The following is a 26,510-nucleotide window of genomic DNA, read 5'->3' as shown; positions in this document are numbered from 1 at the left end:
GAGGCCAACATGACTGGATACCCACATCTTCTGAAGCCGCTCGACCTCGGGCATCTCACGTTGAAGAACCGGGTTCTCATGGGCTCGATGCATACCGGGCTGGAAGAGCGGGGCGATTGGAACCGGGTGGCAGAGTATTACGCCGCGCGGGCGCGCGGGGGCGTGGGCCTGATGGTGACGGGGGGTATCGCGCCGAACAACGAGGGCGGCGTTTTCCCCGGGGCAGCGGGGCTCTATTCGGCCGAGGACATCGCCAACCACCGTCAGGTGACGGATGCGGTGCATGACGCGGGCGGGCGGATCGCGATGCAGATTCTCCATGCCGGGCGTTATGCCTATGGCCCGGAATGCGTGAGTGCGAGCCCGGTGAAAAGCCCGATCTCGCCTTTTTCGCCCAAGGAACTGGACGAGGCGGGCATCGAGAAACAGATCGCCGATTTCGCCACCACCGCCGCGCGGGCGCGCGAGGCGGGGTATGATGGAGTCGAGGTGATGGGCTCCGAAGGGTATTTCATCAACCAGTTCCTTGTGAAGCACGTGAACAAGCGCACCGACCGCTGGGGCGGCTCCTATGAGAACCGGATGCGCCTGCCGATCGAGATCATGCGCCGGGTGCGCGCGGCGGTGGGAGATGATTTCATCATCATCTACCGGCTGAGCATGATCGACCTGGTGCCCGACGGTTCGACCCACGAAGAGGTGGTGCAACTGGCCCGAGAGGTCGAGAAGGCCGGGGCCTCGATCATCAACACCGGCATCGGCTGGCACGAGGCGCGGGTGCCGACGATTGCCACATCCGTGCCGCGCGCGGCCTTTGCTTGGGTAACGAAAAAGCTGATGGGCAAGGTGTCGATCCCGCTGATCACCTCGAACCGGATCAACACGCCCGAGGTGGCCGAACAGGTTCTGGCCGAAGGATGCGCCGACATGGTGAGCATGGCGCGACCCTTCCTCGCCGATCCGGATTTCGTGCAGAAGGCCGAAAACGGGCGGGCGGAGGAGATTGCACCTTGTATCGCCTGTAATCAGGCCTGTCTCGACCACACGTTCAGCGGCAAGGTCTCAAGCTGTCTGGTGAACCCCAGGGCCTGCTTCGAGACCGAGATCATGATTGAACCCGCAGGCGAGAAAAAGCGCGTCGCGGTGGTCGGCGCGGGCCCGGCGGGGCTGTCGGTGGCGATGACGGCGGCCGAGCGGGGCCACGCGGTGACGCTCTTTGACAAGGCCCCCGAGATCGGCGGGCAGCTCAACATGGCCAAGGTGATCCCCGGCAAGGAAGAGTTTCACGGGCTGGTCGCCTGGTTCGCCACGATGATGGAAAAACACGGGGTTGAATTGCGCCTTGGCACCGAGGCAACGGCGGAAATACTGGACCCGTTCGACGAGGTGATCGTGGCCACGGGTGTGATCCCGCGCGATCCGGGCATCCCGGGGCAGGAGGCGGCGAACGTGCTGTCCTATGTCGATGTGCTGCGCGGCGGGGCCGAGGTGGGTCGCCGCGCCGCGGTGATCGGGGCCGGAGGCATCGGGTTCGATGTTTCCGAGTTCCTGGTGCATGATGGCGAAAGCCCGACCGAGAACCTTGCGCTGTGGCGCGAGGAATGGGGGGTGGGCGACCCCGAGAAGGCACCCGGCGGGTTGGCCGCGGCGGGGCCGCAGCCGCATCCCGCGGCGCGCCAGATAACACTGATGCAGCGCAAGACCAAGGCTCTGGGCAAGGGCCTGGGCAAGACGACCGGCTGGATTCACCGCGCCGCGTTGCGCATGAAGGGGGTCGAGATGGTGGGCGGCGTCAACTACGAGCGGATCGATGCCGACGGCCTGCATGTCAGCAGCGGCGAGGCACGGGAAGATCCGCGCGTGATCGAATGCGATACGATCGTTCTGTGCACCGGCCAGGTGAGCGAACGGTCGCTGGCCGATACGCTCGAGGCGCGGGGCAAACCCTGCCACGTGATCGGCGGGGCCGAGCTGGCAGCGGAGCTTGATGCCAAGCGGGCGATCGATCAGGGGGTGCGGCTGGGCGCGCAGCTTTGAGCGCACCGGGTGGCGCCGGTCACTCGGGGAAAAGCCCCTCGGGCGGGTCGGCGACAAGACGCCCGGAGGCAAGATCGACGGTTGGCACCGCCTCACGGGTGAAGGGCAAAAGCACGCTATCCTTGAGGCCCGGGCCGGTGATTTCAAGCAAATCGCCCGCGCCGTGATTCTGGACCGATTTCACCCGGCCCAGCTCGGCGCCACCGGTATCAAGGACGACAAGCCCGATCAGGTCGGCATGATAGAATTCGTCATCAGGTAGCGAGGGCAGCTTGTCTCTGGGGGCATAAAGCTCGGTCCCGCGCAGCGCATCGGCCTCTTCCTTGGTGGTGACGCCGGAAAGGCGGGCGGCAAATCCGCCCTTGACCGGACGGATGATCGCGACCGAAAAGGCGCGACCGCCGTCGCGGGTTGTCAGCGGCGCGTAATCGGCAATTGCCAAAGGATCGGCGGTGAAGCTCTTGAGCCGCACCTCGCCGCGGACGCCATAAGCGCCCGCAATGGCACCGACGCAGATGAGGTCTGTCATGGCCTTGCCTTCGCGGATCGGGGTGGACCGGGCCGGACAGTTCCGGCCCGGACACCGGATTATTCGGCGCTGGCCTCTTCGGTCGCTTCGGCCGGGGCAGCAGTGGCTTCGGCGGCTTTTGCCGCCTTGGCCTCGGCCCGTTCCTGTGCGGCCTTGCCGGGGGTACCCTTCTTCGGGTTCGAGCGCTCTTTCTTGGCGATCACGCCGGCGGCCTCGAGAAAGCGCGACACGCGGTCGGTGGTCTGCGCGCCCTGGTCGAGCCAGTATTGCACGCGCTCGAGATCCATCTTGACGCGGTCTTCGCTATCCTTGGGCAGCAGCGGGTTATAGGTACCCAGCTTCTCGATGAAACGGCCGTCGCGCGGCATGCGGGAATCGGCCGCGACGATGCGGTAGAAGGGACGTTTTTTCGAACCGCCGCGGGCGAGCCGGATTTTCATAGCCATGTCGTTTCTCCTTTGAATGGCGAGTTTGGTGGGAAAGCCCCACCCTAGGTTTGATGTTGGCGATGGTGCTGAATCACTTCAGCGATGATGAAATTGAGGAATTTGCGGGCAAATTCCGGGTCGAGATCGGCGTCTTGCGCCAATTGTTCCAACCGTCCGATCTGCTGCGCTTCGCGCGTGGGATCGGACGGGGGAAGATCGTGTTCGGCCTTAAGCTTGCCCACCGCCTGGGTGTGCTTGAACCGCTCGCCCAGCGTATAGACAAGGATTGCATCGAGCCGGTCGATGCTGGCGCGGTGCTCCCTGAGCAGGTCTGCGGCACGGGTGACAGCGTCAGTCAATGGTCCATCCTTTCGGTTTGAAGCGCGGATCGATGAAATTGACCGCATCCTCGCTGCCCTGCGTGGCGTGAAAAGGGGGCGCCTGCGGCAAGGTTCGCCCCAAGGACGACGGCTTGTCCGGGTCGAGCCGGACAAAGGATCAATGCGTACGCGGCACGAGCGAGCGGGCGGCCCGTGACAGGCGTGCGATGGGACGGGAAGGCTGCCTTGACCTCGGGGAAAGCGCCGCACCGGGGTCCGCGGGGGACAAGACACAGGGGTTCCGGCCTGGGGATATTCGTGGTGCGCATCAGGCGTAAGCCTCCATCCCGCCGTTTTCGATATCGGCCGGCGCGAGGTGGCGCCAGATCTCGACCGGTCCATATTCGGGGTCATCGTAGATCTTTTCGAAGGATGCACCGAGGCGGCGAGCAACGGCCTTTGACGCCTCGTTTCTCGGGTCGATCTGGGAAATCGCGGTGTCCCATCCCAGCACGTCATAGGCATGGGCGCGCGCGGCCAAAGCGGCCTCGGTAGCATAGCCTTTGCCCTGTCCATGGGGCATGAGCGTCCATCCGATCTCGCGTTCGGCCCAGCCCTCGGGGAACCAAAGGCCGACGCGACCCTGATATTGACCCGTCGCCCTGTCGTCGAGCGCCCAGAAGCCATAGCCGCGAAAGGCCCAGTGCCCGACCAGCATGGCAAGGCTCCGCCAGACCCGGTGCGCCGGAAGCGGACCACCGACAAATCGCGACCCCTCGGTGGCAAAGAAATCGCGTTCGTGCTCGAAATCACTCTCGCGCGGGGCGCGGAGGATCAGGCGCTCGGTCTCGAGAACCGGGATGTCGGGGGCGAGTGTCATTGCGGAACCTCGCTCGGATGGTGGCGGTAGACCAGCAGCGGTTCGTCGAAAGCGGCTTCGGCTTGTGGGTCGCGGCGGGCACCGAGGCGTTCAGCCAAGGCGATGGATCGGCTATTGAGTGGGTCGATATAGCTGACCAGCGAGGTCAGCCCTGCAATGCCGATCCCCCAGTCGCGCAGGGCCTGCGCCGCCTCGAACGCGATTCCGCACCCTTCAGCGTCCTGAGCAAGGAACCAGCCGAGTTCCGGCTCGCGGTCGCCGAACTCCATGCAAATCAGCACGAAGCCAAAGACGGTAGCATCTTCGCGACCGGTAATCGTCAGGAGCCCGTGGCCGCGCAGCAACCAGTTGGCCACGCATTGCGTGAAGTCAAGCCAGGCGCCTTCGCGGTCGAGCGGTTCGGAATACATGAAACCGGCCCGGTCGGACATGGCGATGGTGCGATAGGTGGCGAAATCGGAGATTTCGGGCGCACGCAAGATCAGCCGCGCGGTTTCAAGCCGTGGCAGCCCTGCACGCAATCCAGCGGCAAGGGCGGCGGAGGCGCCGGTCGGCGGAGCCTCGTGGGGATATGCGATCGGCCGGGTCAACCGTCTACTTCTTCTTGCCCAGGCCCGAGAGGCCCGAAGGCAGGCCCATGCCGCCGCCAAGGCCGGGCAGACCGCCACCCTGCCCCATCTGCCTGGCCGCCTTTTCCAGCGCCTTCTGGTCCATGCCCTCGGCCATGCCAGCCATGTCCGCGGGCGCACCGCCTTTGCCGAACATGCCCTTCATGGCCTGCTTGAGCATGCCGCCCTTGCCCATCTTCTTCATCATGTCGCCCATCTGGCGCTGCATCTTGAGAAGCTTGTTGAGGTCGGAAACGTCGAGTCCCGCGCCCTTGGCGATGCGTTTCTTGCGGCTGGCCTGAAGGATCTGGGGGTTGGCGCGCTCTTTCTTGGTCATCGACTGGATGAGCGCAATCTGGCGGGCAAGCATCTTGTCGTCGATGCCGGCGCCTTCCATCTGCTTTGCCATCTTGCCCATGCCGGGCATCATGCCCATCACGCCTTCCATGCCGCCCATCTTCTGCATCTGCTCGAGCTGCATCTTGAGATCGTTCATGTTGAAGCGGCCCTTCTGGAACCGTTTCATCATGCGCTCGGCCTGTTCGGCCTCGATGGTATCCTGTGCCTTCTCGACGAGCGAGACGATATCGCCCATGCCGAGGATGCGGCCGGCGATGCGCTCGGGCTCGAAGGTTTCGAGCGCATCCATCTTTTCGCCGAGACCGACAAAACGGATCGGCTTGCCCGTCACCGCCCGCATCGAAAGCGCCGCGCCGCCGCGCCCGTCGCCGTCCATCCGGGTGAGCACGACACCGGAAATGCCGATCTTGGCGTCGAACTCCTCGGCCACCTCGACGGCAACCTGACCGGTCAGACCATCGACCACCAGAAGCGTCTCGCGGGGATGAACCACGTCGCGGACGTCTTCGACCTCCTGCATCAGGGTTTCGTCGATCTGAAGCCGGCCGGCTGTGTCGAGCATATAGACGTCGTAACCGCCCATCGTGGCCTGTTGCTTGGCACGGCGGGCGATATCGACGGGTTTCTGGCCCGGCACGATGGGCAGCGTATCGACGCCGATCTGTGTACCCAGAATGGCAAGCTGGTCCATCGCGGCGGGGCGATAGACATCGAGCGAGGCCATGAGGACTTTCTTGCCCTCGCGGTCCTTGAGGCGCTTGGCGAGCTTGCCGGTGGTGGTGGTCTTGCCGCCACCCTGCAGACCAACCATCAGGATCGGCGCGGGCGGGTTGTCGATCTTGAGCTTGCCGGGGTCCTCGTCACCGGTGAGGGTCTCGACCAAAGCGTCGTGCACGATCTTGACGACCTGTTGACCCGGGGTGACGGATCTGGTCACCGCCTGGCCGGTGGCCTGGTCTTGCACACGCTTTATGAAACTGCGCGCAACGGGCAGCGAGACGTCAGCCTCGAGCAGGGCGACACGCACTTCGCGCAGGGCGGTCTTGACGTCGTCTTCGGACAGCGCGCCCTGTTTCGTCAGGCGGTCAAAGACACCGGAGAGGCGTTCGGACAGGTTTTCAAACATCTCGTCGGCTCCTTCGACCGTTTCATCTTCATGCCCACCAGATAAGGGTGGAGCGGCTCAATGCCAAACGACACATGCCCCCGTGGGCGCGACGCGCTGACGGGGGGCGATCCCGGGACATGGCCCATGGGACCGGAAGTCTGGCGGCTTCCGGGTATTGCGCGGGCATTACGACGATGACGCGCGGGAGTCAAGTGTCGGCATCGGTGCCTGACCCATGAAGCGAGGGCAAAGAGTGGGCCGGATGGGGGTTTCGTACGTATGACGAAGGAAGGCTGGCAACGAAGAAGAAGGAAAAGACCATGAAGGCAATGGACAAGGGTGTGATCTACGTGGCGACGGGGCACGACTACCGCGATCTTGCCCTGCAATCGGCGCGGTCGTTGCGGCAGGTGGAACCGGGACTGCCGATCGATCTGTTCACCGATGCGCCGGATGCGGTGCCGCGTGATCTGTTCGATGCGGTGCACACGATCGAGAACCCGCATCGCCGGTCAAAGCTCGACTGCATGGGGCAGACCCGGTTCGAGCGCACGCTTTACCTCGATTGCGATACGTTGGTCACGGCCCCGTTGGGCGACCTCTTCGACTTGCTGGGGCGGTTCGAGATGGCGCTGGCCCATGATGTCCGCCGGGCGAGCGACCTGATCCGCGAAGGGCTTGATCACGGCACACCCTATGCCTTTCCGCAGATGAATTCCGGCGTCGTGCTCTACCGCCGGGATAAGCGGGTCATGGATTTCCTGCGCGACTGGGCGCGGCGCTTCGCCGAAGCCGGCGTTGTGCGTGATCAGGTCGTTCTCAAGGACATGCTCTGGCAAGGCGATTTGGCCTTCTACGTGCTGCCACCCGAGTTCAACCTGCGCCGCCTGACCGTTCTGGACGCGTGGGAGCCGGAAGACGCGATCCCGACCATCCTGCACTCGCACCGGCTCATGGATCACATGCGCGGCAGCGGGACGCGGATCACGCAGGTCGACGAGTTGATCGAAGCCGAACGCGCGGCCCTTAGCGAAGAATGGGCTGGCCGGAGGGGAGGCGACGACGCCTTGACGCGCCTTATCAACCCGCGAGCCAATCGTTGATCGCGTCGGCAATGGCGTGATGATCGCCGATACTGGAGAATGCCAGCGATAGGGGATGACGACCGGCGCTTTGCCCCTGGTCGATCTCAAGCGCAACCCGGTAGAGCGGTCCGCTCTTGCCCGCGCTTTCCTCGACAACCGCGCGCGAAATCTCGTCGATGGTGTGGCGTACCCGGGAATGTCGCAGGATATTGGCACGGCGGATCTCGACCCAGCCTTCGGGTCTGTAAAAGACCAGCTGAACCCGCCGCACGAACAGAAAGAAGGCCGCAGCCCCCATCCCGCCCCCGACCACGAGGAAGATCAATCCCTGCCAGACCCCATCGAGGACCAGGCCGAGCCCGACGCCAACAAAGATCAGGATAAAGACAATGAGAATCGCGCCGAGCAGCCAGGGCGTCTCGTCGATGATCAGGAGATCGGCTGTATCGGTCTTGATCTTCATGCTGCCAGGTTAGGCGCAGTTGGAAACCGGTTTCAATTGCAATTCCCAACAGGTATGGCAAGATTCGCCCGGTATTGTTTGCTGTCGCACAGGAGAACCCGTGGAAAACTGGGATGAGGTGAGAACCGCCTTTCAGGTGGCGCGACTGGGAACGGTGAGCGGCGCGGCCGAAGTTCTGGGGGTCCATCATGCCACGGTGATCCGTCATGTCGACGCCCTCGAGGGGCGGTTGGGCGTCAAACTGTTCCAGCGCCATTCGCGCGGCTACACCCCCACAGAAGCCGGTGAAGACCTGTTGCGCGTCGCACGAGCGACCGATGACCAGTTCGCCCAGCTGGCCGGGCGCATCAAGGGACGTGGCAACGAGGTCACCGGAGAGCTTGTCGTCACCGCCCTGGCCGAGTTCAGCCGCATCCTGGCGCCGATCCTGGCGACCTTCCAGAACCAGCACCCGGGTCTCGTCGTTCGCCTCAAGGCAAGTGAGAGGTTGTTTCGGCTTGAATATGGCGAGGCGCATGTCGCCATTCGGGCAGGACAGAACGCCCCCGGCGAGCCGGACAATGTCGTGCAGAAGCTGCTGGATCAACCGGTCGGGCTTTACGCCAGCAAGACATATACCGACACCCACGGGCGCCCGTCCGGCCCCGCGGAACTTGGCGATCACCTTTTTGTCGGTACCGATGACACGGGCTCGCGCGCGCCCTTTGCCCAGTGGCTGCGCACGCATGTTTCCGAGGACCGGATCGTGTTCCGCGCCGATGATTTCCACGCGCAGGAAGAGGCGATCCTGGCCGGGGCGGGACTCGGCTTCATGGCGGTGGAGGATGCAAAGCGGGTACCTCACCTGTCGGAAGTCATGGCGCCACGCCGGGATTGGGCGATCCCGCTCTGGATCGTGACCCATATGGACCTGCACCGGACGGCCAAGGTGCAGGCCTTCCTCAAGCATCTCAAGCAGACGATTTCGGAGAGGCACAAGCCGTGACAGCTGCGCAGGCCGGGCATCTGGCAATGCTTGCCTTTTCGGCACTGGTGGCGGGATCGTTCTCGCTCGGGGTGATGGCAGCCCCGCATATCGCGCCTGCCGCGCTCAATGCGCCGCGCTTTCTGATCGCGGCAGTTCTGGTTGGCGCTGCCGCGCTGGCCACGACCGGCATACCGAAAAGCGCGGCCAAGGCGCCCTGGCGTTACCTTTTGCTTGGCGGGACTTTCGCTGCCTATTTCGTCCTCATGTTCGAGGGGCTCAAGACGGCCGCGCCGGTTTCGGCCTCGGCGGTGTTCACGCTGACCCCGGTGATGTCGGCGATCATCGGGTACGCGATGCTGCGACAGATCACGACACCGCGTATGGCGCTGGGGCTGAGCATCGGGGCGGCGGGAGCGCTCTGGGTGATCTTTCGCGCCGATTGGCAGGCGGTTCGCGCCTTCGAGGTCGGACACGGCGAGATGATCTATTTCTGGGGCTGCGTCGCGCATGCCGCCTATACGCCCATGGTACGGCTGCTCAATCGCGGGGAATCTCCGGTCGTGTTCACCTTCGGCATGCTGCTGGCGGGCTGTGTGCTGGTCACGATCTATGGCTGGAGCGATATCCGGGCGACCGATTGGGCAGCGCTGCCCGCGATTGTCTGGATCACGCTGATCTATGTCGCGGTCTTTGCCAGCGCGGTCACCTTCGTTCTCTTGCAATTCGCCACACTGCGGCTGCCCTCGGCCAAGGTGATGGCCTATACCTATCTCACGCCCAGCTGGGTGATCGCCTGGGAGATTGGCCTGGGCCATGATGTCCCGCCTGCACTGGTGATGGCGGGGGTGGGCCTTACCATGGTCGCGCTTCTGGTGCTGCTCAAGGACGAGGGGCATTGAGAAATGTGCCCGGGCTACGTCGCCGTATCGGAACCGAGTTCTCCTTCGAGAAACCGCTCGAACGCATCGAGGTTGACCGGCTCAAACTGACCGAAGCCCTGCATCCAGACCGAGGCCCCGCGCAGCGCGTCGGGTTCGAGCTTGCACCATTTCACGCGGCCACGCTTTTCCTGGCTGATGAGACCGGCGCGGGTCAGGATCGCCAGGTGCTTGGAAATCGCCGCGAGCGACATCTCGAACGGATCGGCCACATCGGTGACCGCCATGTCATCTTCGAGTAACATTGTCAGGATCGCCCGCCGCGTGGGGTCGGCCAGTGCGGCGAATGTGGCATCAAGGGTTTCGCTCATGTGATAGGGTTTGTCCGAGACCGGCACTTTCGTCAACCGTTCGGTTGAATATGACCATCTGCCTAAACGGCCCTCCACCGCCCCCGGCAGCAAGATGGGGCACTGAACGACGTACAGAGAAAAAGGCCATATATCAGGGACTTGCGCGATGCTTCCCAAGGCATCCAAGGCGCTTGACTCTGTGCAGCCCGCCGCCTAGCAAAGGCTCAAATTTCCGATGGGGGAATTCGCGTGACCGATCCCGATCCAAAGCAGCGCCTTGCGGAGTTGGACGCACGGATCGCGGCGATGAAAAAGGCCGGTGAACGCGACAAGCCCCATCAGGAAGAACACTATTCGAAGGCCCAGATCGGCTGGCGGATGGTGATTGAGATGGTTGCCGGTCTGTTGATCGGTTTCGGCATGGGATACGGGCTTGACCGCCTGCTCGGAACGCTTCCGATCTTTCTCGTGCTGATGACATTGTTGGGCTTTGTTGCCGGTGTCCGCACGATGTTGCGAACCGCGAAAGAGTTCGACATCGTGGATGAGCCCGGCAGGGCCGAAGAAGACGAGAGGATGTAGGACGTGGCAAGCGAGACGCATTCCGGGCAAGGTTCGGGGCTGGAATTTCACCCGATGGATCAGTTTATCGTCAAGCCGTTGTTCGGCGACGGACCCGTGGGCATGTTCACCGTGACCAACGTGACGCTCTGGATGGCAGCCAGCGTGCTGGCGGTGGTGCTGTTGCTGATCGTGGGCACGTCGGGCCGCGCCATAGTGCCAAGCCGCAGCCAGTCGGTGGCCGAATTGGCCTATGGCTTTGTCTACAAGATGATCGAGGACGTGACCGGCAAGGACGGGCTCAAGTATTTCCCTTACATCATGACGCTTTTCATGTTCGTGCTGTTCAGCAACGTGCTGGGCCTGATCCCGACCGCATTCACCACGACCTCGCATATCGCGGTAACCGCTGTTCTGGCCGTGGGGGTGTTCCTGAGCGTGACGATCCTTGGCCTTGTGAAGAACGGTGCCGGCTTCCTCGGGCTGTTCTGGGTGTCGAGCGCGCCGCTCGCCCTGCGCCCGGTTCTGGCCGTGATCGAGCTGATTTCCTACTTCGTGCGTCCGGTGAGCCACTCCATTCGTCTTGCCGGAAACATGATGGCCGGGCACGCGGTGCTCAAGGTGTTCGCGGGCTTTGCCGCTTCGGCCCTGATCGCCCCCTTTGCGATTGGCGCGATCACCGCGATGTACGCGCTCGAACTGCTCGTGGCCTGCGTCCAGGCCTATGTTTTCACCATCCTCACCTGCGTCTATCTCAAGGATGCACTGCACCCGTCGCACTGAGGTTTCATCAAGGTTCGGCGGGCCACCTGCCCGCCCTGCATCATTCGCCAATTCCAACGTAAGGAGAAATCACAATGGAAGGCAATATCGCTGAAATGGGTCAATTCATCGGTGCCGGCCTCGCCGCTATCGGTTCGGGCGCTGCAGCCATCGGGGTTGGCCACGTTGCCGGCAACTTCCTGTCGGGCGCACTGCGCAACCCGTCGGCGGCCCCCGGCCAGACCGCGACGCTCTTCATCGGCATCGCCTTTGCCGAAGCTCTGGGGATCTTCTCGTTCCTCGTTGCGCTTCTGCTCATGTTTGCCGTCTGATCCGATCGGGCCATCCTTACGCTCGGGCGGGTTGTCAGGCATGACCCGCCCGTTGTAATCCCGGTTCGAGGAGAATTACGACATGGCAAGCGAGACCCAAGCCCCGGCCAGTTCCTGCGTTGACGCAGGCGGTAGCGCCATAGGCATGCCGCAGCTTTGCGGCGACTGGATGGGCAACCAGATCTTCTGGCTGGTCGTGACACTGCTGGTGATGTTTTTCATCCTGTCCAAGATCGCCCTCCCGAGGATCGCATCGGTTCTGGCGGAACGTCAGGGCAGGATCACCAACGACATCGCCGCCGCCGAAGAGCTTAGAAAGAAGGCTCAAGAAGCGGAAGCGGCGTATGAAAAGGCGCTCGCCGAGGCCAAGGCCGAAGCGGGGCGTATCGTGGCCGAGGCCAAGGCCGAGATGAAGGCCGAAATGGATGTCGAGATCGCCAAGGCCGATGCCGAGATCGCGGCCCAGGCCGCGGAAAGCGAGAAGAAGATCGCCGAGATCCGCGAAGGCGCGCTCGAGGCGGTCAAGGAAGTCGCCATGGACACGGCACAGGACATCGTGACCGCCATGGGCGGAAAGGCCGACGCCAAGAGTGTGACGGCGGCCGTCAACGAACGGATGAAAGGGTAATCTCATGCGCAGCCTTGCCACATTGATCGCCCTTTTCGCTGCCAGCCCGGCGCTGGCCGCATCGGGCCCGTTCTTCTCGCTCGGCAATACCGATTTCGTGGTCCTGATCGGGTTCCTGATCTTTATCGCGATCCTGGTCTACTACAAGGTGCCTGGCATGTTGCTGGGCCTGCTGGACAAGCGCGCGGCAGGTATCCAGTCGGAACTCGACGAGGCGCGTCGCCTGCGTGACGAGGCGCAGAGTGTGCTGGCGTCCTATGAGCGCAAGCAAAAGGACGTTGCCGCACAGGCCGAACGGATCATCGCCCATGCCAAGGAAGAGGCGGCGACCGCGGCGGAACTGGCCAAGGAAGACCTGAAGAAATCCATCGCGCGTCGCATGGCCGCGGCGGAGGATCAGATCGCCAGCGCGCAAGCCGCAGCCATCAGGGACGTCCGGGACCAGGCAGTCGCCATCGCCATCGCGGCCGCCCGTGACGTGATTGCCAAGAACATGACCGCGACCGAGGGCAACAAGCTGATCGACTCGGCGATTTCCGAGGTCGAGGCCAAGCTTCACTGATCACGCGCTGTCGGTTCGGCGCGTGGTTCAAGAATGGGAAGGCCCGGGTTGCGTGCCCGGGTTTTTCATTTTCAGACGGTGCGCAGCCTGACCCAGAAAGCCTGATGAAAACAGGCGGGAGCGCGCGGTGATAATCCTTGACCAGCGTTGTCAGCGGGCCTTTTCGTGCTCGATACGCTGGCGCGCGATGGCTTCGTTGCGGTCCGCCCTGGCCTGGGCGCGCAGCGCCGTTTCGATGTAGTCCATGTGCGCCTCGACGGCGGCCTTGGCCCCGGCTGAATCGCGGGCCTGAAGGGCCGAGTTGATCGCCGCATGCTGGGCCAGGATATCCTCGCGCGAGGTGGTCTGGCGGAACATCTGGGCACGGTTATAGAACACGCCCTCGCGCAGAAGATCATACATCGAGCGCATCATGTGTTGCATCACCACATTGTGGCAGGATTCGATGATCGCCATGTGAAAATCGGCATCCGTCTCGGCCTCGAGCGCAGTATCGACCTTGTGATGCGCGGCCACCATCCGTTCGTAAGCCGTTGCAATAACCTCGAGATCGGTGTCCGACGCGTAACGTGCGGCGCGCTCGGCGGTCATTCCTTCGAGGTCGCGGCGGAACGAGACATAATCGAACACCGCCTCCTCATGCGCGGCAAAGAGCCGAACAAGCGCCGGCGAAAACGTCGACCCAAGAACGTCGGCAACATAAATCCCCGACCCGGCGCGGGATGCAAGAAGCCCGCGGGATTGCAACTCGGCCACGGCTTCGCGCAGGGACGGGCGCGAGACGCCGAGTTTCTCGGAAAGCTCACGCTCGGGGGGGAGCCGCTCGCCCGGGTGCAGGATTCCGCGCAGAATCAGCAGTTCGATCTGGCGGACAACCGCGGACGAGAGCTTTTCGGGATGGACGGGATGGAACGGCATATGAAAAACCCGATACGTTAATTGGTCAAACCTTATGACCGCTTTTCCGTGATCGCAAGACCGTGGTTAACGCCATTGGATGCGCCCAAAAGGGCGGGGTGACATCCGGCTGACATCCGGCTGCCGCCCGGCTGTCGGGTGGATCACGCATTCGTTAGCCGCGTAAAAGTTAATACGCCGCGCGCCCTCGATGGGATTTCGTGTTCGGCAATTGGCACTTCCTGCCCGTGGCGTTAAGGTCGGCGCAAACACGTCGCCCAACCGGCGACAAGGGAGTTGCCATGTCCGACATGATCGAGAAACTGCTGGATGCCGCGTTGATCCATGTGCCGTTCGACGGGTGGAGCGAGGCGACCTTCACGGCCGCCGTGGAAGAGAGCGGGGTCGAGATGGCGCTTGCCCGGGCCGTGTGCCCGCGCGGCGCCGTGGATCTTGCCGTGGCGTTTCACAAGCGCGGCGACCGACGCATGGTCGAACGCCTGAACGAGGCCGAGCTTTCGCAGATGCGCTTTCGCGACCGGATCGCGGCGGCCGTGCGGTTCCGGATCGAGGCGGTCGAGGACAAGGAACTTGTGCGCCGGGGGATGACTCTCTTCGCGCTGCCGCAACATGCGCCCGAGGGTGCGCGGCTGATCTGGGGCACGTGTGATCTGATCTGGCGCAGCCTTGGCGACACGTCGGATGACGTGAACTGGTACACCAAGCGGATGACGCTTTCCGGGGTCTATTCCTCGACCCTGCTCTATTGGCTGGGAGACGAGAGCGAGGGGTTCGCGGCGACATGGGCGTTTCTCGACCGGCGGATCGAGGACGTGATGCAGTTCGAGAAGGTCAAGGCCAACCTGCGCGACAACCCGGCGCTGTCACGGGTGCTCAAGGGGCCGCTGGATGCGCTGGGCCGCATCCGCGCACCCAGGCCACGCGATGACATGCCGGGACATTGGGACAAGTGAGGGAGCGAAGATGAGCGAGACGATGAAAGCGGTCGAGATTTCCACGCCGGGCGGGCCCGAGGTTCTGGTGCCCTGCGAGCGGCCCATGCCGCGGGCCGGACAGGGCGATGTGGTGATCCGCGTGGCCTGGGCCGGGGTCAACCGGCCCGACGCGCTGCAACGTGCGGGCAACTACGCACCGCCCCCCACGGCGAGCGACCTGCCCGGGCTGGAGGCATCGGGCGAGGTGGTCGAGGTCGGCCCGGGCGTGACCGAGTGGTCAGTGGGCGACAAGGTTTGCGCGCTTCTGCCGGGCGGCGGATATGCCGAGTACGTGGCCACGCCGGCGGCGCATTGCCTGCCGATCCCCAAGGGTATGGATTTGCGCGAAGCCGCCTGTCTGCCCGAGACGTTTTTCACCGTCTGGACCAACGTGTTCATGCGGGGCGGGTTGAGGGCCGGGGAACGGTTCCTTGTGCATGGCGGCAGCTCGGGCATCGGGACGACCGCCATTCAACTGGCAAACCATTTCGGCGCCCGGGTTTTTGCCACGGCCGGCTCGGACGAGAAATGCCAAGTCTGCACCGATCTCGGGGCGGAACGGGCGATCAACTACAGGACGGAGGATTTCGTCGAGGTGATGAAGGAAGCCGGAGGCGCCGACCTGATCCTTGACATGGTAGGGGGCGATTACCTTCCGCGTAACGTAAACGCGCTCGCCAATGACGGGCGGCTGGTGCAGATCGCGTTTCTGAACGGTCCCAAGGTCGAGTTGAATTTCGCCCAACTCATGGTGCGGCGGCTGACCATCACCGGCAGCACCCTGCGCCCGCAATCGGACCTCGCCAAGGCACGGATCGCCGAAGAGCTGCGCGCCCATGTCTGGCCGCTTCTGGATGCGGGGGCGGTGGCACCGGTGATGGACAGCGAATTCCCGCTTGAAAAGGCATCCGATGCCCATGCACGGATCGAAAGCCCGGGGCATGTGGGCAAGATCGTTTTGAAGGTCGGTGCGTGAAGGCCGCCACACAAGGAGAAATCACATGGCAAGAACAGTCATCATCGAGAAATTCGGCGGACCCGAGACCATGCAGATCGTGGATCGCCCGGTGGGCGATCCGGGGCCGGGGGAAATTCGCATTCGGCACGAATTTGCCGGGCTGAATTTCATCGACGTTTATCAGCGCACGGGGCTTTACCCCAACGATCTTCCCCTGACGCTCGGAATGGAGGGCGCGGGCATTGTCGAGGCGGTGGGCGAAGGCGTAAAGCACCTCGCGCCCGGGGATCGCGCGGGATATGCCAGCATGCCGCCCGGTGCCTATTGCGAGGCGCGGGTCATGCCCGCCGCACAGGTCATGAAACTGCCCGACGCGATCGGCACGGATACCGCGGCGGCGATGATGCTTCAGGGATTGACGGTGCAATATCTTTTCCATCGCACGACCCCGATTCAGAAAGGCGACACCGTGCTCTTTCACGCCGCTGCCGGGGGTGTGGGGCTGATCGCCTGTCAATGGGCGCGATCGGAAGGGATCACCCTGATCGGGACGGCCGGCACGGACGAGAAATGCCAATTGGCGCTCGATCACGGGGCCAGCCATTGCATCAATTACCGCGATGAAGATTTCACCGCGAAAGTGAAGGAATTGACCGATGGAAAAGGCGTGGACGTGGTGATGGATTCAGTGGGCGCCGATACGTTCGAGGGTTCGCTCGATTCGCTTAAACCCCTGGGGATGATGATTTCCTTCGGCAATGCCTCGGGTCCGGTGCCGCCGTTCAATATCGGCATTCTCGGGCAGAAAGGATCGCTCAAGATCACGCGGCCCACGCTTTTCACGCATATCGCGGATCACCACACATGCCAGGCCATGGCCAACCATCTTTTCGAGAAAGTCGAAAAAGGCGACGTGGTGATCAATATCGGCCAACGCTTTGCACTGGATGATATTCGTGCCGCACATGAAACGCTCGAAGCGCGCAAAACCACCGGATCGACAATTATAGAAATCTGAATTTGATGCGCATGGGATCGAAAATGCGAGGCCCATGCGCATTTTCAATACATCTTGGTTCACCATATGTGGACTCTCGTCTTTTACTCTTGCGTGCGCATTGCTTTGCAGTCGACAAGTGATCATCAGAAAAAAAACCTGTATCTGAACGATCAAGAAACTGTAGAATACGGATGAAATGGGGAACACCATGACTCAAGAAGACAAAATCATGATGGCGGACCTGACAGCCATGTCCACGAGCGAATTGAAATCGCTTGAACGCAAGGTTGCCAAGGCGATCGAGAAAGTGGAGGCACGCGAAAGAATGAATGCGCTGGCCGCACTGGAAGCGAAAGCCAAGGAAATGGGCTATTCACTCGATGAATTGACCACAGAAAATGCACTGCGCGGACGCGGCAAGGGCAAACCCAGGTCCAAGGGCGTGGCGAAATACGCAAATCCCGCCGATCCGTCGCAAACCTGGACAGGCAGGGGCCGGCGCCCGGCATGGGTGTTGCAAGCGCTGCAAGAGGGCAAGAGCCTGGACGACCTGGCGATCTGAATTGGTCTGACGCGGACGGGCGGCGCAGCGCGCCGCGCCCTGCCCTGACGCTCAGGCCAGCATGCCGCCGTCGCTGTCGTCGCCCGCCTCTTCCATCAGGCGGACGAAATCGGGCACGGTGACGTGGCGCTTGCCTTCGAGTTCGATCACCCCATCCCGCTTGAGCGCGGAAATCTGGCGGCTCACCGTTTCCAAGGTGAGCCCGAGATAATCGGCCATTGCCTCGCGGGTCAGCGGCAGATCGAACACCAGCGTCCCGGTCATCCCCACCTGGCGCAAGGTGGCATCGCGACGGGCGACGATCGACAACAGGCTGGCGATCTTTTCGCGGGCGGTCTTGCGGCCCAGCACCAGCATCCATTCGCGCGCCGCATCCAGCTCATCCAGGGTCATTTCGAGCAGGCGATGCGCGATATGCGGGGTGTTCTCCATCATGTGTTCGAACGGTTTCTTGCGAAAGCAGCACATCACGAGATCGGTCGTGGCCACCACGTCATAGGCAGCGCCGTCCCGACCGGGACGACCCACGAAATCGCTGGGCAAGAGCAGGCCCACCATCTGGGTGCGCCCGTCCTCCATGGTCTGGGTCAGTGACGCGATCCCGGTCACGACAGAGCCCACGAAATCCATGCGGTCGCCCGCCCAGATGACAGTCTGCCCGGCTTCGAACTTCCGGTAATACTTGATCTCTTCAAGCAGTCCCAGTTCCTCGGGCTCGCAGCGCGCACAAACCGCCCTGTGCCTGATCGGACAATCGGCACATTCCTGCGGCGTCGCAATGGTTGGTTCTTTCAGCATATCGACCTGTTCGCGCTTGATCTAAGTCAAAGATATGAATTGTACTCGACGCTACCTGTTTACGGATGGTTACGCAAACGCAACTCGCCCATTTGGGTCTATTTGACGCGAAAGTGCCGCGGTATACGAGTTATCCCACGGCACCGCAGTTCAATACGTCGGTCGGCCCCGGGGAATTCACCAGCTGGATCGGAGCGATCGCGCCCGATTCAGAGGTCTCGCTCTATATTCATGTTCCGTTCTGCCGCAGGCTGTGCTGGTTCTGTGCCTGCCGCACTCAGGGCACCCAGTCCGATGCTCCTGTGCTGGCCTATCTCGAAACCCTGAAGGCCGAGATCGAAATGCTCGGGCAGGTGCTTCCCGAAGGCGTGCGCCTGTCGCGTCTGCATTGGGGCGGCGGCACGCCGACACTGCTTGCCCCGTCGATGATGCGTGATCTGGCCGGGGCCATTGCCGACATCGCCCCTTTCGCGGAAGGCTATGAATTCTCGGTGGAAATCGACCCGAACGAGATCGACGGGCCACGGCTCGACGCGCTGGCGGCGGCGGGGATGAACCGCGCCTCGATCGGGGTGCAGGATTTCAACGACGAGATCCAGAAAACCATCGGCCGCATCCAGAGCTTTGACATCACACGCCAGGCCGTGGACGAGATTCGCGCGCGCGGCGTGACCTCGCTCAACGCCGATATTCTCTTTGGCCTGCCCGACCAGTCGAATGCGCGAATCACCGAAAGCGTCCAGAAGCTGCTGGCGCTCTCGCCAGACCGTGTGGCGCTTTACGGTTACGCCCATGTGCCGTGGATGGCCAAGCGGCAACAGATGATCCCCTCCGACAAGCTTCCCACGCCGCAAGAGCGGTTGGCGCTCTTCAAAACCGCCCGCAAGCTGTTCTTGTGGGACGGCTATGCCGAGATCGGGATCGACCACTTCGCGGTCGAGGGGGACGGGCTGAACAAGGCACAGCGCAACGGCACGCTGCGACGCAATTTCCAGGGTTACACCGATGATCCGGCCGATGCCCTGATCGGGCTGGGCGCATCGTCGATCTCGCGCTTTCCGCAAGGCTATGCCCAGAACGCGCCGGCCACGTCGGCCCACACCGCGCGGATTCGTGACGGGCAATTCTCGACCACGCGGGGCCACGTCTTTACGGCCGAGGACAAGATGCGCAGCCGGATGATCGAGATGCTGATGTGCGATTTCAGGATCGATGCGGCCGAGATCCTGCGCGATTTCGACATCTCGCACGAGGCGCTCTTCGCGATGTTCGACAAGGTGCAGGCCGAGTTCGACGGCCTGCTGAAGATCACCGAAGCCGGGCTCGCGATTCCGCTCAAGGCGCGTCCGCTCACCCGGATTGTGGCGCGCGCCTTTGACGCCTATGACCTGTCCAAGGCCGGTCACAGTTCGGCAATCTGATCGCGGGCGGCAGGCCCATGCGCATCGCCACGCTCAACGTGCAGAACATGCGCCTGCGGCACGACGCGAACGGGCGCGCAAATCTCGACGGGGCGCGCGATCGGGACACGGCACAGGATCTCGGGGACGCGGCGAAGGATCTCGACCCGACCGACCGGCGCCTGACCGCGGCCTTGATCCGCGAGGCGCGGGCCGATGTCGTCGCCTTGCAGGAGGTGTTCGACATCGAGACCCTCGATCACTTTCACGACCGGTATCTCGTGCCCGCGGGCGCGCCCTATCCGCACCGCGTCTGCCTGCCGGGCAATGACGGGCGCGGGCTCGATCTCGCGCTGCTCTCGCGCGTCGCACCCGGGCAGGTCACCAGCTATGCGCAGCTCACTCCGCGCCAGGCCGGACTCGACCCCGCGCTGGGGCTCGACGCAGATGCACCGGTGTTCCGACGCGACTGCCTCGTCGTCGAGCTTGCCGGCATCACCCTCTTCGTCTGTCATTTCAAGGCGCCCTATCCCGATGAGGCGGGCGCGTGGTTCACCCGACGCGCCGAGGCGCTGGCGCTGCGCCACCTGATCGAGAGGCGCTTTGACGATCCGCCGGGGGCGGCATGGCTCGTCCTCGGCGATCTCAACGATCCGCGCGATGCGCCGGGCGGGCATCGGCGGGCCATTGCACCGCTTCTCTCACCCTTCTCGGTCAACCTGATCGACCGGCTGCCCGAAGCCGAGCGATGGTCATGGTATCAACCCGACGAACATCTCTATGCCTGTCCTGACAAGCTCCTGGCGTCGCCTGCGCTGGCGGCGCGCAATCCCGACGCCCGCCCCGCGATCCTGCGACAGGGCATGGGATACGAGGTGCGGCGCTACCATGGTCCGCATCTGTCCGGCACCGGCCACCACCGGCCCCATGCCAGCGATCACGCGTTGATTCACGTCGATCTCGCCTGAGCCCGTCCGGTCGGCAGGGTCAGGCGGGCTTGGCCTTCACATCGAGTGCCGCGGCCAGCAGCGTGCGCGCATACTCGGTCTGCGGCGCTTCGAACAGGGCCTGCGCGTCGCCCGCCTCGACGATATCGCCCTGTTTCATCACGAGCATCTTGTGGCTCATCGCGCGCACCACGTTGAGATCATGGCTGATGAAGAGATAGGCCAGCCCGTATTTCACCTGAAGATCGCGCAGCAGGTCGACGATCTGCACCTGCACCGTCATGTCGAGCGCACTGGTCGGCTCGTCCAGCACCACGAGGCGCGGGCGCAGGATCATCGCGCGGGCGATCGCGATGCGCTGGCGCTGGCCGCCACTGAATTCATGCGGGTAACGGTCCATCGTGACCGGATCGAGCCCCACCTCTTCCATCACCTCGGCCACCAGTTCACGCTCGGATCGGCCGCCGGGGTTGCCATGCACACCCAGCCCCTCGGCAATGATCTGTTCGCAGGTCATGCGCGGCGACAATGAGCCGAAGGGGTCCTGAAACACGATCTGCATCTCGCGGCGCAGCTTGCGCAGCTTCCTGGTGGACCATGCGCGCACGTCCTGACCGTCGAAGGTGATGCCACCCTCTGAGGAAATCAGCCGCATGATGGCGAGCGCCAGAGTCGTCTTGCCGCTGCCCGATTCTCCCACTATCCCCAGCGTCTCGCCCGCCCGCACGCTGATCGTGGCGTCATTGACCGCCTTCACGTAGCCGACCGTGCGCCTGAGAAAGCCTTTCTGGATCGGGAACCAGACCTTGAGGTGATCGGTGCGCACGATCTCTTGCGCGCCGGAATTTACCGGCGCGGGCTGCCCCACCGCGCGCGCGCCGATCAACTTTTTCGTATAGGGATGCTGCGGATTGGCGAAAAGCTCCTGCGTCCGGCCGGCCTCGACGATCTCACCTTCCTTCATCACGCAGACCTTGTCGGCGATCCGCTGCACGATGCCCAGATCATGGGTGATGAACAAAAGCCCCATGTCCTCGGTGCGCTTCAGTTCGGCCAGCAATTCGAGGATCTGCGCCTGGATCGTCACGTCGAGCGCGGTGGTCGGCTCGTCCGCGATCAGGATGTCGGGCTTGTTCGACAGCGCCATCGCGATCATCACCCGCTGCCGCTGCCCGCCCGAAAGCTGGTGCGGATAGGCGGTGAGCCGCGTCTCGGCATCCTGAATGCCGACCCTTTCGAGCAGCGAGAGGATATGCGCGCGCGCCGCCTTGCCCTCCAGCCCCTGATGCAGGGCGATGCTTTCGGCCAGTTGTTTCTCGATCGTGTGCAACGGGTTGAGCGATGTCATCGGCTCCTGAAAGATGAAGCTGATGTCGTTGCCCCGCACCTTGCGCAGCCGCGCGCCATCCGCGCCGATCATTTCCTGACCGTCATAAGTGACCGACCCGGCGACCTCGGCGCTGCCCGACAACAGCGACACGGTCGAAAGCGCCGTCACGGACTTGCCGGACCCGCTTTCGCCCACCAGCGCAACGGTCTCGCCCCGGTCGACACTGAACGACACGCCACGCACCGCCTCGATCACCTTGCCATCCTGACGGAAGGCCACCGACAGATTGCGCACATCCAGAAGGCTCATTGAAAGGTCTTTCTCGGATCGAACGCGTCGCGCACACCTTCGAAGATGAATACCAGGAGCGACAGCATGACGGCGAACGTGGTGAAGGCGGTAAAGGCCAGCCAGGGCGCCTGGAGGTTCTGCTTGGCCTGGAGTGTCAGTTCCCCAAGGCTGGGCGCGCTGGCCGGGAGGCCAAAGCCCAGGAAATCGAGACTGGCCAACAGTGCGATCGTGCCGGTGACGATGAAGGGCAGCATGGTCAGCGTTGCCACCATGGCGTTGGGCAGCATGTGGCGGAACATGATCTTTGCGTTCGACACGCCCAGCGCCTTGGCCGCACGCACGTATTCAAGGTTGCGCGCGCGCAGGAACTCGGCCCGCACCACGCCGACAAGCGCGGTCCAGCCGAAAAGCACCGTGATGAAGACCAGGAGCCAGAAACTTCGCCCGAGCACGGCGAACATGATGATGATCACGTAAAGCTGTGGTGTCGCACTCCAGATCTCGATGAGGCGCTGGAAGATCAGGTCAAGCCAGCCCCCGAAATACCCCTGCACCGCGCCCGCCGCGATGCCCAGAAGGCTGGCCAGCGCCGTCACGATCAGGGTGAAGAGCACCGACAATCGGAACCCGTAGATGACGCGCGCCATCACGTCGCGCTTGGTATCGTCCGTGCCCAGAAGATTGCCCTCGCCGGGTGGCAGCGGGGCCGCGCCAAGCCGATCGACGCTGGTGTCATATGAATAAGGGATGATCGGCCAGATCATCCAGCCTTTCTCGATCGCCTCGCCTTCGATCTCGCCATCCGCCGCATCTTCGATCAGGGCTTCGGGGTCATCGAAACAAAGCTCGAGCCCCCCGGTCACGATCAGGCATTGCACCTCGGGGTCGCGATAGACCGCCTCGGTTCGGAAATCACCACCAAAGGTGGTCTCGGGATAGAAATCGAAGATCGGGTAATAGAAATCGCCGCGATACTGCACGATGATCGGTTTGTCATTCGCGATGAACTCGGCAAAGAGGCTAGTCACGAACAGGACAAGGAAGAGCCACAAGGACCAGAACGCCCGCCCGTTGCGGCGGAAATTGCGCCAGCGGCGCTGGTTGAGTGGGGAAAGCGCCATCTAAGGTGTTTCCTTTTCACGGGAAACATCGGCATGGGATTTCGCGTTCGAGCCGAAGGCGAGAGGCAGCGAAATCTGATACCGCTTGAAAAGGAACCGCATCAGCCCTCCCTCCGCTCGAAGTCGATTCGCGGATCGACAAGCACATACATCGCGTCACTGAGGATACCGACGATGAGGCCGATCAGGCCGAATATGAAGAGCGTGCCGAACATCACCGGATAATCGCGCGCCACTGCCGCTTCGAACCCGAGCCGCCCGAGACCGTCGAGCGAGAAGATCGTCTCGATGATCAGCGAGCCGCCGAAGAACACCCCGATGAAAACCGCCGGGAAGCCCGCGATCACGATCAGCATCGCGTTGCGGAAAACATGGCCGTATAGCACGCGCCCCTCGCTCAGCCCCTTGGCACGGGCGGTCATGACATAGTGCTTCTTGATCTCGTCGAGAAAGCTGTTCTTGGTCAGAAGCGTGAGCGTCGCAAAGGCCGAAATGGTCGAGGCCAGAACCGGCAGGGTGATGTGCCAGAAATAATCCAGCACCTTGCCGATCAGGCTCAGCTCGCTCCAGTTGTCACTGGTCAGCCCGCGCAGGGGAAAGATCTGCCAGTAGGATCCGCCGGCGAACAGCACGAGGAGCAGGATGGCAAACAGGAATCCGGGGATCGCATAGGCCACGATGATCGCGCCGCTGGTCCAGGTGTCGAACTTGCTCCCGTCTCGCACGGCCTTGCGAATGCCGAGCGGGATCGAAACCAGATAGGCAATCAGCGTTGACCAGAGGCCGAGCGTGATCGACACCGGCATCTTTTCGAGAACGAGGTCGATCACGCTGATCGAGCGGAAATAACTTTCGCCGAAATCGAACCGCATGTAGTTCCACACCATGCCAAGGAACCGCTCAAGCGGCGGCTTGTCGAAGCCGAATTCACGCTCGAGCTGTTCGATGAACTCCTTGGGCAGGCCACGGGCACCGGCATACTGCGAATCGTTCCCGGACCCTACAAAGAAATCGTCGCCCACAAGCTCTGAACTGCCGGCCTGATCGCCGCCACCGGCAAAACCCGAGAACACGTCGCCACGGCCCTGGACCTGTGCCAGCACCTGCTCGACCGGGCCACCCGGGACGAACTGAACAAGCGTGAAATTGATGACCATGATCCCGAAAAGCGTGGGAACGATCAGCAACAACCGCCGAAGGAAATAGGCGCCCATGCCGTCCCTACCTCAGCGCGCCCGAAGCCTTGAGAGCCTCGGCCTTCTCGGGGTCCACCCACCAGAAATCCAACACCCCGACATCAAAGGGTGGCAGGGGATCGGGATGTTCGTACATGTCCCAGTAGCTCAGCCAGTGTTTGTCCTTGAACCATGTCGGCACCATGAACCGCTCATGACGCAGAACCCGGTCCAGCGCCATGAGCGCGGTCTGCTCTTCCTCGAGGCTCTCTGATTCAAGCGCGGTGTCGATGATCCGGTCGACCAGCGGGCTGGCCAGTCCGGCGGGGTTGAACACGCTGATCTCGGCCTCGGCCGAACCGTAACGCTGATGCAGGCCGGTGCCGGCCTCCAGGAACGGGATATAGGAGTCATAGATCATGTCATAATCGAAATCGCGCTCGAGCAGCGTGTATTGCGCCGAGTCGATGGAATTGACCTGCGCATCTATCCCCATTCGCTTGAGATTCTTGGCAAACACCTCGATCGCCGCACTCAGCGTCGAGGGAAAGCTCGACGGAATCGGAAAGTCGATGGTCAGCGGCTCGCCCTCGGCATTGCGCCGCATCCCGTCATCACCCACGACCCACCCCGCCTCGTCCAGAAGCCGCATCGCACGACGCAGGTTGCGCCGGTCGGTCTGCCGATCGCCTTGCGATTCGTGCGCCATCACCGCGGGTTCCTCGAGCACCTCTCGCGGCACCAGATCGCCGAGGCTTTCCAGAAGCGCGCGCTCGGCGCCTTCCGGCACGCCCTCGGCCTCGTGCGGGGCATTCTGCACGAAGGAATGGCGCTGTGCATAAAGGTCATATTGCAGCGATGCGTTGGTCCATTCGAAATTGAACGCCAGCGCGATCGCCTCGCGCAGTTTCGGATCGGAAAACTTGTCGCGCCGCAGGTTGAAGACGAGCCCGGTCGGCGTCGGCGGCGAGCCGTCTGGCAGTTCGACAACCTTGACATTGCCCCGCTCCACTGCAGGGAAATCGTAACTCGTCGCCCATTTCTTGGGGTCGGTCTCTTCGCGGAACGTGTATTCACCCGCCTTGAACGCCTCGAACGCGGCGGAATCGTCGGCAAAATACTCGACGCGGATCTCGTCGAAATTGTGCCGTCCCCGGTTGATCGGCAGATCCCTGCCCCAGTAATCGGGGTTGCGGCGATAAACCACGCGGCGGTTCACCTCATGATCTTCGAGAACATAAGGCCCCGAACCCGGCGGATGGGCCAGCCGCGACTCATCGAGCCGCGCGCCGGTTTCCTCGAACCATTTGCGGGGGAAAACCGGAGTGCCACCGACCTGATCGATCAGGCTCCGGCGGGAAATGCCCTCGGCAAAGGTGAACTTGACCGTGTGATCATCGAGCGCCTCGGCGCTCAGCACCCGCTTGGCCACCGCGATGGAATAGGATGGCAGGCCCTGTTCGAGAAACAGCTCGTGCGAGAACACCACGTCATGCGCCGTGACCGGCGTGCCGTCCGAAAACTCTGCCTCGGGGCGCATGTGGAAGATCACCCATGTCTTGTCTTCGTCATATTCGAGGCTCTCGGCCAGAAGTCCGTAATTCTCGCCATAGGCATCCGCGGGCCCCGCCCCGAGAAGCGATTCATAGGTCATCCAGATCAAGGTGCCGTTGGCCCGTCCCTTGCGGGTGTAGGGGTTGAGCGAATCGAACGTGCCCAGAGAATAACGCTTCATCACGCCCCCCTTGGGCGCATCGGGGTTCACATAATCGAAATGCTCGAAATCGGCGGGGTATTTCAGCTCCCCGAAATAGGAATAGCCATGGCTGCGGATGATCCCGTCATCTTCGGCGCGCAACGGCCACGCGGCGAGCGCAAGAATCGCAATAGTCAAAAGCACCGTCATCAGGCGCGCGGCGGAACGGGCCTGGAACGCCGCCGCAGAGGCCGCATGGGCCCGTGCCTTGCCGGATTTCATCTCTGCTGAGCCCGCGTGTCTCATTCCGTCTCCCTCTCTGCCTTGCCTGCAACGGCCCGTCCTCGCACCGGCAAACCGCCTGATCCACGCTAACGGTCAGGGGCGGGCATGTTCAAGTTGCGAATGCGTCAACAGGACGTGAGGGTGTCAAGGAAAACGGCCGCCACCCACGAGGATGACGGCCGTTGCTTGATTTC

Annotated in this window: 29 protein-coding genes; 15 read left to right on the top strand and 14 right to left on the bottom strand. The window is 62.9% G+C overall.

Annotated elements, in window-relative coordinates; genetic code table 11:
* Positions 1 to 9 precede the first annotated feature (9 nt).
* Positions 10 to 2,037, top strand: coding sequence for an FAD-dependent oxidoreductase (locus ACESL9_RS00995; protein ID WP_372610603.1), 2,028 nt, complete (start codon positions 10 to 12; stop codon positions 2,035 to 2,037).
* A 19-nt stretch (positions 2,038 to 2,056) separates the two neighbouring features.
* Here the strand turns inward: ACESL9_RS00995 and rimM are convergent, their stop codons facing one another.
* The 6 genes from rimM to ffh form a co-directional block, all read right to left on the bottom strand.
* Positions 2,057 to 2,566, bottom strand: coding sequence for a ribosome maturation factor RimM (gene rimM / locus ACESL9_RS00990; RefSeq protein ID WP_372610601.1), 510 nt, complete (start codon positions 2,564 to 2,566; stop codon positions 2,057 to 2,059).
* 59 nt (positions 2,567 to 2,625) lie between these two features.
* Positions 2,626 to 3,012 carry a 30S ribosomal protein S16 gene (rpsP, locus tag ACESL9_RS00985; protein ID WP_372610599.1) on the bottom strand — a complete coding sequence of 129 codons (387 nt, stop codon included), beginning with the start codon at positions 3,010 to 3,012 and terminating at the stop codon, positions 2,626 to 2,628.
* Between the two features lie 44 nt (positions 3,013 to 3,056).
* Positions 3,057 to 3,353: a chorismate mutase gene (locus ACESL9_RS00980; protein WP_372610597.1), complete on the bottom strand. Its 297-nt coding sequence runs from the start codon at positions 3,351 to 3,353 to the stop codon at positions 3,057 to 3,059.
* Between the two features lie 289 nt (positions 3,354 to 3,642).
* Positions 3,643 to 4,194 (bottom strand): GNAT family N-acetyltransferase, encoded by a 552-nt coding sequence (locus ACESL9_RS00975; protein ID WP_372610595.1) that lies wholly within the window; start codon positions 4,192 to 4,194, stop codon positions 3,643 to 3,645.
* A complete protein-coding gene (locus tag ACESL9_RS00970; protein ID WP_372610593.1) occupies positions 4,191 to 4,784 on the bottom strand; it encodes a GNAT family N-acetyltransferase in 594 nt (197 codons plus the stop codon). The genes ACESL9_RS00975 and ACESL9_RS00970 overlap by 4 nt, the downstream gene beginning before the upstream one ends.
* Before the next feature lie 4 nt (positions 4,785 to 4,788).
* The gene (gene ffh, locus ACESL9_RS00965) at positions 4,789 to 6,288 is read right to left on the bottom strand and encodes a signal recognition particle protein (RefSeq protein ID WP_372610591.1); all 1,500 of its coding nucleotides are present in this window, start codon (positions 6,286 to 6,288) and stop codon (positions 4,789 to 4,791) included.
* Between the two features lie 302 nt (positions 6,289 to 6,590).
* On the opposite strand from ffh, the gene ACESL9_RS00960 reads away from it, so the two are divergent.
* Complete coding sequence (locus tag ACESL9_RS00960) at positions 6,591 to 7,373, top strand: hypothetical protein (protein WP_372610589.1); 783 nt, start codon at positions 6,591 to 6,593, stop codon at positions 7,371 to 7,373.
* On the opposite strand, the gene ACESL9_RS00955 is transcribed toward ACESL9_RS00960, so the two are convergent.
* Positions 7,351 to 7,818 carry a hypothetical protein gene (locus tag ACESL9_RS00955; RefSeq protein ID WP_372610587.1) on the bottom strand — a complete coding sequence of 156 codons (468 nt, stop codon included), beginning with the start codon at positions 7,816 to 7,818 and terminating at the stop codon, positions 7,351 to 7,353. The genes ACESL9_RS00960 and ACESL9_RS00955 overlap by 23 nt on opposite strands.
* A gap of 100 nt (positions 7,819 to 7,918) precedes the next feature.
* Between ACESL9_RS00955 and ACESL9_RS00950 the strand changes: the two genes are divergently transcribed.
* Together ACESL9_RS00950 and ACESL9_RS00945 are read left to right on the top strand one after the other, a co-directional pair.
* Positions 7,919 to 8,803: a LysR family transcriptional regulator gene (locus ACESL9_RS00950; RefSeq protein ID WP_372610585.1), complete on the top strand. Its 885-nt coding sequence runs from the start codon at positions 7,919 to 7,921 to the stop codon at positions 8,801 to 8,803.
* Positions 8,800 to 9,684, top strand: a complete 885-nt coding sequence (locus ACESL9_RS00945; RefSeq protein WP_372610583.1) for a DMT family transporter — start codon at positions 8,800 to 8,802, stop codon at positions 9,682 to 9,684. Before ACESL9_RS00950 ends, ACESL9_RS00945 begins: the two co-directional genes overlap by 4 nt.
* 14 nt (positions 9,685 to 9,698) lie before the next feature.
* On the opposite strand, the gene ACESL9_RS00940 is transcribed toward ACESL9_RS00945, so the two are convergent.
* On the bottom strand, positions 9,699 to 10,034 hold the full coding sequence (locus ACESL9_RS00940; RefSeq protein WP_372610581.1) for an ArsR/SmtB family transcription factor: 336 nt from the start codon (positions 10,032 to 10,034) through the stop codon (positions 9,699 to 9,701).
* A 231-nt stretch (positions 10,035 to 10,265) separates the two neighbouring features.
* Here ACESL9_RS00940 and ACESL9_RS00935 point away from each other — a divergent pair, with 231 nt between their 5' ends.
* The 5 genes from ACESL9_RS00935 (at position 10,266) to ACESL9_RS00915 (ending at position 12,861) form a co-directional block, all read left to right on the top strand.
* Positions 10,266 to 10,598, top strand: a complete 333-nt coding sequence (locus ACESL9_RS00935) for an AtpZ/AtpI family protein (protein ID WP_372610579.1) — start codon at positions 10,266 to 10,268, stop codon at positions 10,596 to 10,598.
* 54 nt (positions 10,599 to 10,652) lie between these two features.
* Positions 10,653 to 11,360, top strand: a complete 708-nt coding sequence (locus tag ACESL9_RS00930; RefSeq protein ID WP_372610717.1) for a F0F1 ATP synthase subunit A — start codon at positions 10,653 to 10,655, stop codon at positions 11,358 to 11,360.
* Between the two features lie 74 nt (positions 11,361 to 11,434).
* Entirely contained in the window at positions 11,435 to 11,671 is a 237-nt protein-coding gene (locus ACESL9_RS00925) for a F0F1 ATP synthase subunit C (protein ID WP_111362866.1), read from the top strand.
* Positions 11,672 to 11,753: 82 nt separating this feature from the next.
* Positions 11,754 to 12,299 carry a F0F1 ATP synthase subunit B' gene (locus ACESL9_RS00920; protein ID WP_372610577.1) on the top strand — a complete coding sequence of 182 codons (546 nt, stop codon included), beginning with the start codon at positions 11,754 to 11,756 and terminating at the stop codon, positions 12,297 to 12,299.
* Positions 12,300 to 12,303: 4 nt separating this feature from the next.
* A complete protein-coding gene (locus ACESL9_RS00915; protein WP_372610575.1) occupies positions 12,304 to 12,861 on the top strand; it encodes a F0F1 ATP synthase subunit B in 558 nt (185 codons plus the stop codon).
* 150 nt (positions 12,862 to 13,011) lie between these two features.
* Here the strand turns inward: ACESL9_RS00915 and ACESL9_RS00910 are convergent, their stop codons facing one another.
* The gene (locus ACESL9_RS00910; protein WP_372610573.1) at positions 13,012 to 13,779 is read right to left on the bottom strand and encodes a FadR/GntR family transcriptional regulator; all 768 of its coding nucleotides are present in this window, start codon (positions 13,777 to 13,779) and stop codon (positions 13,012 to 13,014) included.
* 281 nt (positions 13,780 to 14,060) lie between these two features.
* On the opposite strand from ACESL9_RS00910, the gene ACESL9_RS00905 reads away from it, so the two are divergent.
* The 4 genes from ACESL9_RS00905 (at position 14,061) to ACESL9_RS00890 (ending at position 17,273) form a co-directional block, all read left to right on the top strand.
* Positions 14,061 to 14,732: a COQ9 family protein gene (locus tag ACESL9_RS00905; RefSeq protein ID WP_372610571.1), complete on the top strand. Its 672-nt coding sequence runs from the start codon at positions 14,061 to 14,063 to the stop codon at positions 14,730 to 14,732.
* A 10-nt stretch (positions 14,733 to 14,742) separates the two neighbouring features.
* On the top strand, positions 14,743 to 15,729 hold the full coding sequence (locus ACESL9_RS00900; RefSeq protein WP_372610569.1) for an NAD(P)H-quinone oxidoreductase: 987 nt from the start codon (positions 14,743 to 14,745) through the stop codon (positions 15,727 to 15,729).
* Positions 15,730 to 15,754: 25 nt separating this feature from the next.
* Complete coding sequence (locus tag ACESL9_RS00895; RefSeq protein ID WP_372610567.1) at positions 15,755 to 16,729, top strand: quinone oxidoreductase family protein; 975 nt, start codon at positions 15,755 to 15,757, stop codon at positions 16,727 to 16,729.
* Between the two features lie 211 nt (positions 16,730 to 16,940).
* Positions 16,941 to 17,273 carry an H-NS family nucleoid-associated regulatory protein gene (locus tag ACESL9_RS00890; protein WP_372610715.1) on the top strand — a complete coding sequence of 111 codons (333 nt, stop codon included), beginning with the start codon at positions 16,941 to 16,943 and terminating at the stop codon, positions 17,271 to 17,273.
* Positions 17,274 to 17,324: 51 nt separating this feature from the next.
* On the opposite strand, the gene fnrL is transcribed toward ACESL9_RS00890, so the two are convergent.
* Positions 17,325 to 18,071, bottom strand: coding sequence for a transcriptional regulator FnrL (gene fnrL, locus ACESL9_RS00885; protein WP_372610565.1), 747 nt, complete (start codon positions 18,069 to 18,071; stop codon positions 17,325 to 17,327).
* Between the two features lie 65 nt (positions 18,072 to 18,136).
* Here fnrL and hemN point away from each other — a divergent pair, with 65 nt between their 5' ends.
* Both hemN and ACESL9_RS00875 read left to right on the top strand, forming a co-directional pair.
* Positions 18,137 to 19,492 (top strand): oxygen-independent coproporphyrinogen III oxidase, encoded by a 1,356-nt coding sequence (gene hemN / locus ACESL9_RS00880; RefSeq protein WP_372610563.1) that lies wholly within the window; start codon positions 18,137 to 18,139, stop codon positions 19,490 to 19,492.
* Positions 19,493 to 19,509: 17 nt separating this feature from the next.
* Positions 19,510 to 20,439: an endonuclease/exonuclease/phosphatase family protein gene (locus ACESL9_RS00875; protein ID WP_372610561.1), complete on the top strand. Its 930-nt coding sequence runs from the start codon at positions 19,510 to 19,512 to the stop codon at positions 20,437 to 20,439.
* A gap of 19 nt (positions 20,440 to 20,458) precedes the next feature.
* On the opposite strand, the gene ACESL9_RS00870 is transcribed toward ACESL9_RS00875, so the two are convergent.
* From ACESL9_RS00870 to ACESL9_RS00855, 4 genes are all read right to left on the bottom strand, one after another.
* Positions 20,459 to 22,057, bottom strand: a complete 1,599-nt coding sequence (locus ACESL9_RS00870; protein ID WP_372610559.1) for an ABC transporter ATP-binding protein — start codon at positions 22,055 to 22,057, stop codon at positions 20,459 to 20,461.
* Complete coding sequence (locus ACESL9_RS00865) at positions 22,054 to 23,160, bottom strand: ABC transporter permease (protein ID WP_372610557.1); 1,107 nt, start codon at positions 23,158 to 23,160, stop codon at positions 22,054 to 22,056. Before ACESL9_RS00865 ends, ACESL9_RS00870 begins: the two co-directional genes overlap by 4 nt.
* A gap of 101 nt (positions 23,161 to 23,261) precedes the next feature.
* Positions 23,262 to 24,374, bottom strand: a complete 1,113-nt coding sequence (locus ACESL9_RS00860; protein ID WP_372610555.1) for a microcin C ABC transporter permease YejB — start codon at positions 24,372 to 24,374, stop codon at positions 23,262 to 23,264.
* Positions 24,375 to 24,381: 7 nt separating this feature from the next.
* Positions 24,382 to 26,313, bottom strand: a complete 1,932-nt coding sequence (locus ACESL9_RS00855) for an extracellular solute-binding protein (protein ID WP_372610713.1) — start codon at positions 26,311 to 26,313, stop codon at positions 24,382 to 24,384.
* Positions 26,314 to 26,510: the final 197 nt, after the last annotated feature.

The organism is Aquicoccus sp. (assembly GCF_041686535.1).
GTDB lineage: Bacteria > Pseudomonadota > Alphaproteobacteria > Rhodobacterales > Rhodobacteraceae > Aquicoccus.
This window is presented reverse-complemented; position numbering and strand designations above follow the sequence as displayed.

Excerpts from the sequence above, each read along its gene's own strand:
- ACESL9_RS00905 (WP_372610571.1), top strand. The coding sequence starts at position 14,061 with ATGTCCGACATGATCGAGAAACTGCTGGATGCCGCGTTGATCCATGTG.
- ACESL9_RS00930 (WP_372610717.1), top strand. The coding sequence starts at position 10,653 with ATGGATCAGTTTATCGTCAAGCCGTTGTTCGGCGACGGACCCGTGGGC.
- ACESL9_RS00940 (WP_372610581.1), bottom strand. The coding sequence starts at position 10,034 with ATGAGCGAAACCCTTGATGCCACATTCGCCGCACTGGCCGACCCCACG.
- ACESL9_RS00995 (WP_372610603.1), top strand. The coding sequence starts at position 10 with ATGACTGGATACCCACATCTTCTGAAGCCGCTCGACCTCGGGCATCTC.
- ACESL9_RS00860 (WP_372610555.1), bottom strand. The coding sequence starts at position 24,374 with ATGGGCGCCTATTTCCTTCGGCGGTTGTTGCTGATCGTTCCCACGCTT.
- ACESL9_RS00870 (WP_372610559.1), bottom strand. The coding sequence starts at position 22,057 with ATGAGCCTTCTGGATGTGCGCAATCTGTCGGTGGCCTTCCGTCAGGAT.
- rimM (WP_372610601.1), bottom strand. The coding sequence starts at position 2,566 with ATGACAGACCTCATCTGCGTCGGTGCCATTGCGGGCGCTTATGGCGTC.
- ACESL9_RS00865 (WP_372610557.1), bottom strand. The coding sequence starts at position 23,160 with ATGGCGCTTTCCCCACTCAACCAGCGCCGCTGGCGCAATTTCCGCCGC.
- ffh (WP_372610591.1), bottom strand. The coding sequence starts at position 6,288 with ATGTTTGAAAACCTGTCCGAACGCCTCTCCGGTGTCTTTGACCGCCTG.
- ACESL9_RS00875 (WP_372610561.1), top strand. The coding sequence starts at position 19,510 with ATGCGCATCGCCACGCTCAACGTGCAGAACATGCGCCTGCGGCACGAC.
- ACESL9_RS00925 (WP_111362866.1), top strand. The coding sequence starts at position 11,435 with ATGGAAGGCAATATCGCTGAAATGGGTCAATTCATCGGTGCCGGCCTC.
- fnrL (WP_372610565.1), bottom strand. The coding sequence starts at position 18,071 with ATGCTGAAAGAACCAACCATTGCGACGCCGCAGGAATGTGCCGATTGT.
- ACESL9_RS00890 (WP_372610715.1), top strand. The coding sequence starts at position 16,941 with ATGATGGCGGACCTGACAGCCATGTCCACGAGCGAATTGAAATCGCTT.
- ACESL9_RS00855 (WP_372610713.1), bottom strand. The coding sequence starts at position 26,313 with ATGAAATCCGGCAAGGCACGGGCCCATGCGGCCTCTGCGGCGGCGTTC.
- ACESL9_RS00975 (WP_372610595.1), bottom strand. The coding sequence starts at position 4,194 with ATGACACTCGCCCCCGACATCCCGGTTCTCGAGACCGAGCGCCTGATC.
- ACESL9_RS00895 (WP_372610567.1), top strand. The coding sequence starts at position 15,755 with ATGGCAAGAACAGTCATCATCGAGAAATTCGGCGGACCCGAGACCATG.
- ACESL9_RS00915 (WP_372610575.1), top strand. The coding sequence starts at position 12,304 with ATGCGCAGCCTTGCCACATTGATCGCCCTTTTCGCTGCCAGCCCGGCG.
- hemN (WP_372610563.1), top strand. The coding sequence starts at position 18,137 with ATGGTTACGCAAACGCAACTCGCCCATTTGGGTCTATTTGACGCGAAA.
- ACESL9_RS00960 (WP_372610589.1), top strand. The coding sequence starts at position 6,591 with ATGAAGGCAATGGACAAGGGTGTGATCTACGTGGCGACGGGGCACGAC.
- ACESL9_RS00920 (WP_372610577.1), top strand. The coding sequence starts at position 11,754 with ATGGCAAGCGAGACCCAAGCCCCGGCCAGTTCCTGCGTTGACGCAGGC.
- ACESL9_RS00955 (WP_372610587.1), bottom strand. The coding sequence starts at position 7,818 with ATGAAGATCAAGACCGATACAGCCGATCTCCTGATCATCGACGAGACG.
- rpsP (WP_372610599.1), bottom strand. The coding sequence starts at position 3,012 with ATGGCTATGAAAATCCGGCTCGCCCGCGGCGGTTCGAAAAAACGTCCC.
- ACESL9_RS00910 (WP_372610573.1), bottom strand. The coding sequence starts at position 13,779 with ATGCCGTTCCATCCCGTCCATCCCGAAAAGCTCTCGTCCGCGGTTGTC.
- ACESL9_RS00900 (WP_372610569.1), top strand. The coding sequence starts at position 14,743 with ATGAGCGAGACGATGAAAGCGGTCGAGATTTCCACGCCGGGCGGGCCC.